Below are 9,045 nucleotides of genomic sequence, written 5' to 3'. Positions count from 1 at the left end.
ATTCTAAAAATCGAATCCAATAGAAAAAAATTATCCTAAAAAAGTTGCTCCTATCATAGGATACATAAAGCCGTTCCCCTGTCACTTTTTATTCCGTTTCCTTGCCACTCCAAAAATTTGTCTTCCGCTTGGTTTCCGCTCAAATATTGTTTAACCAAAATCCAAAGATCATGGAAGCACAAACAAAGAAGAGAGCGACACGTAAAGCAGGTAACAACCAAGGTTCAAAGTCGGAACAAACCAAAACTGTGGAGAAGGTGGAAAACGTTCCACAGATCCAGTTGTTGGGAATCGATTCGGTTTTCCCGGACCCAGACCAACCCCGAAAAACCTTTGATGAGCAAAGTCTCAATCATTTGGAACAGAGCATTGCCGAACATGGGGTGCTGCAGCCGATCACCGTACGAAAATCCGACGAAGGTTTTATCATCGTCATGGGTGAGCGAAGGTATCGTGCCAGTAAATTGGCAGGATTGACCACTATCCCTGCCATGGTAAGGGACTATAGGGACACTGAGATTCTGGAGGTCCAGATCATCGAGAACCTACAGCGCAAGGATGTGGAACCCACGGAGGAGGCCGAGGCCATCCAATTTTTGTTGGATCGTTACGAACCCGGGGAGATTGCAAAACGTCTGGGCCGATCTGAGAACTATATCCGGCAACGCATCAAGTTGGCAGGATTGATCGAGGGATTCAAGGCCTTTATCCGCAGTGGGGAAATGACCCTCTCCCTAGGGGTGGCCGTGGCCCTTTTTGAACCCGGAGAACAACTGATGCTGTTGGAAAGCCTAGAAGACGAATTCCAGGAACATAGGATCAAACGGATGATCGAAAGCCGCACCTTCGATCTGTCCAAAGCCCCTTTTGGGTTGTCGGATAAGACGTTGCTTCCCAAAGCCGGGGCTTGCCATACCTGTCCCTTCAATGCTGCCAATCAGGGCAATTTGTTCGGTGATGGGAAGATGGTCTGTACCCGGACCTCCTGTTTTGAGAACAAAAAGACCAAGACCTTTATGCAGCTATTGAAAAGCGTGAAAAAGGAAGGATTGAAACTGGTGCCCAACATCAACAAATACCGGGTGGACGAGGAACGCAACCAATGGGTCATGGCCCAAATGGAAAAGGAGGGCCTAGCGGTGCATTTGACCAATGGGCTGGACATTTTAAAGGAGCCCATAGAACCTACCATGAATCACATTAGGGAGGAGCACCGACACTATGAATATACCGAGGAAGAGTTGGGTGAATTCCTGAAAGAGGCCCTGGAATCCTTCACGGAGGAAAAGGAGGCATGGGACAAGGCCGTGGACCTTGGATTTGAAAAGGGTATCCTGCTGGAAACGGACACCTATTTGAGCCGGCCGGTATTTGTGAAGGTCAGGGAAGAAACCCATAGTGGAAGTTCAGGTACCAAGGCCTTGGAGCAACGCAAAATGTCCGAGTGTACCCCGGAGGAGCAGATCATCAAGATCAATACACGGGAATTGCGGAAAAAACAGATCGAGAACAACAACCAGTTCAAGGAAGTCGTGGACATGATACGTGAGACCGATTATATCAACCTGAAAAAGCCTTTGTCCACGGATGAAATGGTGGCCATTGCCATTTCCCTGTTCGAGAACAACATCGGGTATTATAGCCAAAGGGAACATTTTGGGGAATTCTTCGGCGAGGATTCCAAGTTATCCGATGGGGAACGGGTGGCCCGGTTCAAACAGGGTTTCAAAAAGGAGACCTTGTATAAACTGCTCCGGTTCCTGTTGACCCGACAGGTACACCTTGGGGAAAGCAACCACTCCAATGATTTGACCAACCGATCCTTTTATGTGGCAATGCAATCCTTTTACAAGGAGAAGATTTTGGGAATCGAAAAATCCTATACTGAAAAGCGTCAAAAACGGGAGGAACGGATCAAGGAAAGGGTGGCCAGTTTAGAACGGCAGGCCAAAATATTGGAGGGATAGGGCTTCCAAATGGTACAAAAGAAGGGTTCGGGAAAGCGAACCCTTTTTATTTTGGTCGAACCATGCCGGTGTCCTACCACAGATAGGGATTTGAATAGTTAGGGAACCCAAACTGGGTCAGGTTACCCATCAACCTTGGAAAATACTTTGGAATGAATCTTCAATTTCCTGGATTTCAGCATCTGTCAATTCCGCAAATTCCTTTTCCCTTCTTTTTTTGGACAATATACCTTCATTCTGGTTCAGAAACTTGATCAAAAGATCGACTTTGGTATCCGGTAAGGTCACACGGGCATTGATAAGGTTTGTCATCCGATCGTATTTTTCCAAATAGTCCAATTCTTCCGGTATGATCCTTTCAATGGTCTCTTCCACACAGGTATACAGGAATTCCGCTTGTTTGGTCAAATCAAAGTACCGGTATAGATCAATGGTTTCGTTCAGGATATCGATGTTATGGTCTTGTGTTTCCTCCCATTCGATCAAATCGACCCTTGGCGAGGAAAAATGCTCCAGAATATCCTGATATTCATCAATCCGTTCCAGAATGGCAGAGGATATGGGGAATATCATACCTCTCTTGGTATACCCCATCCGGGTAAGCAAATGGTGGATGATATAGCGATGTATCCTCCCGTTGCCATCGGATAGGGGATGGATAAAAACAAAGCCAAATGCGATGGTGGCCGCGGCCAATACAGGATTGTACCGAGACTTCTGCAACAGCTCGTTCGTGCCGAACAACCCTTGCATCAAAAGAGGAAGGTCCTTGGCCTTGGCAGAGATGTGGTCGGGCAAGGGGGAGAGGGTCTCCCTATCGTGCTCCCCAATAAAGCCTTCCCCGGTCCTGATGCCCATATGCCTCAGTTTTTTGTTGCCGATGACAATATGCTGTAACCGTTCGATCTCCTGTATGCCCAAAGGGGACTTGCCCGATTGGCCTATGGCTTTTCCCCAATTCCTTGCCCGCATGCTCGGGGGATGTTCCCCTTCTATGGCAAAGGATGCCTTCGAGTCCTTCAACAATAAAAAAGCAGCGGTCCTTCGAATAAGATCCTTGTCCCGTTTGCCCAATCCCTTTTCGATGGTTTCAGATAGGTCCTTGGCAATATACCCATCCAGTTTTGCCGTCCGTCGGATCATCGGGCAGTACCCCGGGACCCCGGGCAGGTTGTTCTTGACGCGATGCCGTGTGGAATTCTCGGGCTCGGCCGTATATTGTAGGTTGGGGTCCACCACCGTTACATAAGTGCCCTTGTTCAGGTTCGGTACGTCAAGGGTTATTCCGGTCAGCCATTCGTATAGAAACCACGCCCTTCTAGTGTATTGCCCCGTGGGCTCCTCTTCCAACATTTGGTGTATGATGGCATCCCCGGTCAACTCGAAAAACCTTTTGAGGAGATATAGGTCCAAGGGCTCGTATTTAAGGGCAAAGACCAAATGGCTTTTCAGGTCGTCCTTGGGTTTGTGCCTTATGGTGAACACTTGCCATTGGTCCGTATCGTAGCGTTGGTGCTTCTCCGTTGCCATGGCCAATATATCAGGCAGGGGAACCGCTACATCAAATTGATTCTCCATTGTGGCAATCAAAAGGGACTGACCTACCAAGAAACCTTCCTCAGGTAAGGTGCGGCCATGAAAAACCGTTATTTTCTGTGAAAAATCATTATTTTTCATATGATGACGTGAAATATAATGACAAATATACCATGAAAAACAATTACTTGGCGTGAAAAACGATGATTTTTATATATTTTTCATGAAATATAAGTACATCTGTCTGGGTTGACCGTTGAAGATCTTGCACTTCCGGGGCTAGCGAACCCTTAATGGGGGATATTCCCTGTCCGTACCCATGAACATGGTCAAAAGGAAAGGTCAATAGGGTATGGACACCTCTTCGTAGTCCACTTTTTCAATGATGCCCGGATAGTTGGAATCCACACTTCTACTATAGAGGTCCTTGGTGACGGGATAGGCTTCCAGATCACCTTCCCATAGATCGTCATCGATAAGATCTTGAACATCTGATTTATTGTTGCCGTTATGTAACCAAGCATCCAAGTTTTCATCATCAATGATGACGGGTCGCCTTTTCTTTTCATTGTGGATTTCCTCGAACATGGGGGTGGCGTCCTTGGTGAGTACGGCAAAGGTCCTCCGTCCATCGGCCGTGTTGGTATAGATGCCCGCTAGGTATATGGGGTCGCCGTTCTTTCTATGGAAATAAAACGGAACTTTAAAATCCTTTCCCTTGACTTTCACTTTCGTATTGTGTGGTTCGAAGAATCCGTCCACGGGAATGATACAGCGTTGGTGCTCCCAACAGTACCGGTACACGAAGTGGTCAAAGAGCTTTTCGGATTTGGCATTCAGTCCCCCAAAGGTTTTTGGGTTCTTGAAATACTCCGTGTAATTTTCCTGCTTTTCCTTTGGGGGCATGATGCCCCACATCGCAGGGAGCATATTGTAGGGCTCTTCCTGGCCCAAAGTCCACATCACAGGATGGCTCCAGCCGTTGGCGTGGAAATAAATGAGTTCCAGGTCGGTGTCCAGGTCACCGTACATGGCCTTGACAGAAAGGAGTTTTTCCAGCTCCTTCCGTTCCCGGGTCTGTCTGGTCGAGTAACACATGTTGAGGTTGAATTATGCCGTATTAAGATAGGCAAAATTGTTAAAGTTTTGAAACGGGTTGTTCCTTTCCGTACATTTGGATATTTTCCAAATTATAGGAATAAATCCAACATTTTATGAAACCCACCATTCTCCATATCGATCTGGATACCTTCTTCGTCTCCTGTGAACGACTACTGGACAGCCGTCTGATGAAGCGGCCCCTCTTGGTCGGTGGGTTGGGGGACAGAGGGGTGGTCGCGGCCTGTAGCTATGAGACCCGGCGTTTTGGGGTGCATTCAGGGATGCCCATGAAAGTGGCCCGGAGGTTGTGTCCGGAGGCCACTGTGATTAAGGGCAATGCAGGGACCTATATGAAGTTCTCGGACAATGTGACCGAGATTATCAAGGAGAGTGTCCCGGTCTTTGAAAAGGCCAGTGTGGACGAGTTCTATGCCGACCTTTCCGGGATGGACCGTTTCTTTGGCTGTTACAAATACGCCTCGGAAATTCGACAACGGATCTTGAGGGAAACGGGATTGCCTATTTCCTTTGGACTCTCCCAGAACAAGGTGGTCTCCAAAGTGGCCACCGGGGAGGCCAAGCCCAACAACCAGATGAAGATCGATCTTGGACTGGAGAAAGAGTTCCTGGCGCCTTTACACATTCGTAAACTGCCCTCCGTGGGGGAGAAAACCTATGGGCTTTTGTCCAATATGGGGGTGACTACCATACAGACCGTACAGCAACTGCCCTTGGAGATGCTGGAAAGCGCCTTTGGGTTGCATGGACGGACCATCTGGATGCGGGCCCAGGGGCTGGACAATTCCCCCTTGCTCCCGTTTCATGAACGGAAGTCCATTTCTACGGAACGTACCTATGGAAAGGATACCACCGATATGGTCAAACTGGAGACCACCTTGTTCGCCATGGCCGAGAACCTGGCCTACCAACTCCGAAGGGCCAATAAGATGACGGGCTGTGTGAGTGTGAAGATCCGGTACAGTGATTTCAAGACCTACACCAAGCAGAAACGGGTTCCCTATACTTCTGCGGACCATGTGTTGGTACCCTTGGTGAAGGAACTCTTTACCTCCCTTTATGACCGAAGGATGCTCATCCGACTCGTGGGTGTCAACTACAGTCATATCGTAGGGGGGCATTACCAGATCGACCTGTTCGCGGATGACGAAAAACTGCTCAACCTCTATCAGGCCATGGATCGTGTACGGAATCGATTTGGGGAATCCAGTTTGATGCGGGCCTCGGCCATGGGGGCCCATAGTATAGGAAGAGGCGGAAACCCCTTTGACGGACAACCACCCATCTTATTGGCCCATAGACAACAATAGCATGTACTTGAACTGCCATACCTATTATTCCTTGAACTACGGGGTGCTTTCCGAAACGGAGCTCTTGGAGTTGGCCTGTTCCCATGGGGTGGAAACCTTGGCCCTGACCGATATCAACAACAGTTCGGCAGGGATGAACTTTGTGCGACTGGCCCATGAGCAGGGAATACGTCCCATTCTGGGCATCGATTTTCGGAACGGGAACGTACAGGAGTTTGTGGGCCTGGCACAAAACAATGAAGGGTTTCGGGAGATCAATGCCTTTCTATCCGAACATTTGCATAAGGGAACATCCATTCCCTCCGTGGCTCCAATATTCGAACATGTCCATGTCATCTATCCCTTCGAGAAGATCCAGGAGGAGGAACGGACAGACTTCCGAGCTTATGAGTACATTGGGGTATCCGTCGAAGAGCTCCGGAAATTACGGTTCTCCCGGTACCGGGATTATACCGATAGATTGGTGTTGTTACAGCCCGTGAGCTTTCGTAACAAAAAGGATTTCAATACCCATCGGTTGCTTCGGGCCATAGGATTGAACACACTGTTGAGTAAACTTCCCCAGTCCGAGGAGGCCAGACCCTCTGATACCCTTCGGTCCATGGAGGAACTAAAAAAAGCCTTGGTTGATTTTCCGCATATCTGGGAGAATACGCAGCGGTTGATGGACTCCTGTACCATTGCCTTTGGGTTTGGAAGTGAGCGGGTTTCCCAGAACCAGTCCCGTTTTTTGGCGTCCAAGGCCTTGGATGTGGAGCGGTTGCGGGAACTGGCATTGGATGGGCTGCCTCGACGCTATGCCCATCCCACGGAAAAGGTCAAGGAGCGGATGTTCCGGGAACTGCGTACCATTCAGGAACTGGACTTCGTGTCCTATTTTTTGATCAACCATGATATCGTCTCCTATGCCAAGTCCAAAGGGTATCCCTATGTGGGTAGGGGAAGTGGGGCCAACAGTCTGGTGGCCTACCTAATTGGGATCACCGATGTGGATCCCATTGAACTGGACCTGTATTTTGAACGGTTCATCAATCCCTTTAGGGCCTCCCCTCCGGATTTTGACATTGATTTTTCCACCTGGGACCGGGACGATGTCACGGCCTATATTTTTGAACGTTTCGAGCATGTGGCCCTATTGGGAACCTACAACACCTTTAAATACCGGGCCGCTGTTCGGGAACTGGGCAAGGTGTTCGGTCTGCCCACCGAGGAAATCGATAAGCTCAGTGCAGGTCGGTATGAGCAAGGAAGCTTGGACGAACTGGCCCGATTGGTGCTGAAATACGCCACCTATATCCATGGGATGCCCAATTACATCAGTGTGCATTCCTCGGGGATCTTGATTCTGGACCGTTCCGAGCATTACTATTCGGCCACGACCCTGCCGCCCAAAGGGTTTCCGACGGTGCAGTTCGATATGATCATTGCCGAGGATGTAGGCCTGTTCAAGTTCGATATCCTTGGGCAACGGGGATTGGCCAAGATCAAGGAGGCGGTTGAGGTGATCAAGGACAACCGACCCGATGCCATGCTTTGGGACATCAAGAGCGTGGAGGCCATGAAACAGGATGCCAATATCAATCGGCTGTTGAGCCAAGGAAGGGCGATAGGGGCCTATTATGTGGAATCCCCAGCCATGCGGGGGCTGATGAAAAAGCTACGGACCCATGACTACTTGGGACTGGTGGCGGCCAGCTCCGTGATCCGTCCAGGGGTATCCTCCTCGGGGATGAAGGATGAATATATCCGCAGGGAGCGGGAACCGGAACGCCGCAAGGAGGCCAATCCCATCCTGTTGGAGATCATGCCGGAGACCCATGGGATCATGGTCTATCAAGAGGATGTGCTCAAGGTGGCCCATCTCTTTGCAGGACTCGACCTAGGGGAGGCCGATGTGTTGCGACGGGGGATGAGCGGAAAGTTCCGTTCCCGGGAGGAATTCCAAGCAGTGAAACTCAAGTTTTTTGAAAACTGCAAACAAAGGGGGCACGATGCTGCCTTGACCCAAATGGTCTGGGAACAGATCGAGAGTTTTGCGGGCTATGCCTTTGCCAAGGGACATTCCGCTTCCTATGCGGTGGAGAGCTACCAGAGCCTGTATCTGAAATGCTACTTTCCCCTGGAATTTATGGTAGCCGTGCTCAACAATGGGGGAGGGTTCTATGATACAGAGCTCTATGTCCATGAGGCTAAGATGTGGGGAGGAATTATCCATCCGCCCTGTATCAACCGCAGTGATCATGTCAATGTCATCTATGGGAAGCACATCTATTTGGGGCTGGGGCAGCTTCGGAGTTTGGAACGTTTGGTCATCCAACGCATCCTGAACGAAAGGCAGCTCCATGGGAAGTTCCGGGATTTTGATGATTTTATCGACCGTGTCCCGATTGCCATCGAACAGTTGACCATCTTGGTACGTATCGATGCCTTTCGTGTGTTTGGGGTACCCAAGAAACAAGTGCTTTGGCAGGCCGTGTTCAAGACCAGGGCCCATCGAAAGGATACGGTCCAGAAATTGCTCTTTAAACCCAACCACCGGCATTTTACATTACCAAACTTACCTTCCCATCCTATTGAGGATGCCTATGACCAAATAGAACTCTTGGGATTTCCGCTATGTGGGTATTATGAATTGATGGACGGCAAGGTAAGGAGCCGATTGACCGCCGGTGATTTTGAGGCCCATGTCAACCAAAGGATATGGATCTATGGTTCCCTAGTGCATACCCGACTGAACACCACATCCAAAGGGGACACGATGCGCTTTACCACCATGCTCGATCTGGAAGGGCATTTTTTTGACTGTGTCCACTTTCCCCAAACAATGGCATCCACACCCATTCATGGAAAGGGGACCTATCTATGCCATGGAACGGTGACCGAAGAGTTCGGGCATTTCAGTCTGGAGGTGATCTCGACCATCAAACAACCCTTGAAACCTGACCCAAGGCAGGTAGGTACAGGTGCACTGATGGCCAAATAAAAGGCGTGTAGAACCTATTCCGATCAATACTGCCCAAAGATAAACCCGGAAAATATTTCTCGGACAAGGGACGGCCTTTAGATTTGTTTTATAGATTATATCTATTGAGATTATGATGTTGAAAAGAGGG

5 protein-coding genes are annotated in these 9,045 nt (G+C 49.3%); 3 read left to right on the top strand and 2 right to left on the bottom strand.

Going from position 1 to position 9,045, the window contains the following annotated elements; all coding sequences use genetic code 11:
* The first annotated feature begins 170 nt into the window (after positions 1-170).
* Entirely contained in the window at positions 171-1,967 is a 1,797-nt protein-coding gene (locus SD450_RS19355) for a ParB/RepB/Spo0J family partition protein (RefSeq protein ID WP_151890958.1), read from the top strand.
* Positions 1,968-2,096: 129 nt separating this feature from the next.
* Here SD450_RS19355 and SD450_RS19350 read toward each other — a convergent pair whose 3' ends face one another.
* Together SD450_RS19350 and SD450_RS19345 are read right to left on the bottom strand one after the other, a co-directional pair.
* Complete coding sequence (locus SD450_RS19350) at positions 2,097-3,644, bottom strand: Fic family protein (protein WP_036379063.1); 1,548 nt, start codon at positions 3,642-3,644, stop codon at positions 2,097-2,099.
* A gap of 201 nt (positions 3,645-3,845) precedes the next feature.
* Complete coding sequence (locus tag SD450_RS19345; protein WP_036379062.1) at positions 3,846-4,601, bottom strand: SOS response-associated peptidase; 756 nt, start codon at positions 4,599-4,601, stop codon at positions 3,846-3,848.
* 116 nt (positions 4,602-4,717) lie between these two features.
* On the opposite strand from SD450_RS19345, the gene dinB reads away from it, so the two are divergent.
* The gene (dinB, locus tag SD450_RS19340; protein WP_036379060.1) at positions 4,718-5,932 is read left to right on the top strand and encodes a DNA polymerase IV; all 1,215 of its coding nucleotides are present in this window, start codon (positions 4,718-4,720) and stop codon (positions 5,930-5,932) included.
* A 1-nt stretch (position 5,933) separates the two neighbouring features.
* Positions 5,934-8,915 (top strand): DNA polymerase III subunit alpha, encoded by a 2,982-nt coding sequence (locus SD450_RS19335; RefSeq protein WP_036379058.1) that lies wholly within the window; start codon positions 5,934-5,936, stop codon positions 8,913-8,915.
* Positions 8,916-9,045: the final 130 nt, after the last annotated feature.

It is taken from the genome of Flagellimonas baculiformis (genome assembly GCF_033441575.1).
Lineage (GTDB): Bacteria > Bacteroidota > Bacteroidia > Flavobacteriales > Flavobacteriaceae > Flagellimonas > Flagellimonas baculiformis.
This window is presented reverse-complemented; position numbering and strand designations above follow the sequence as displayed.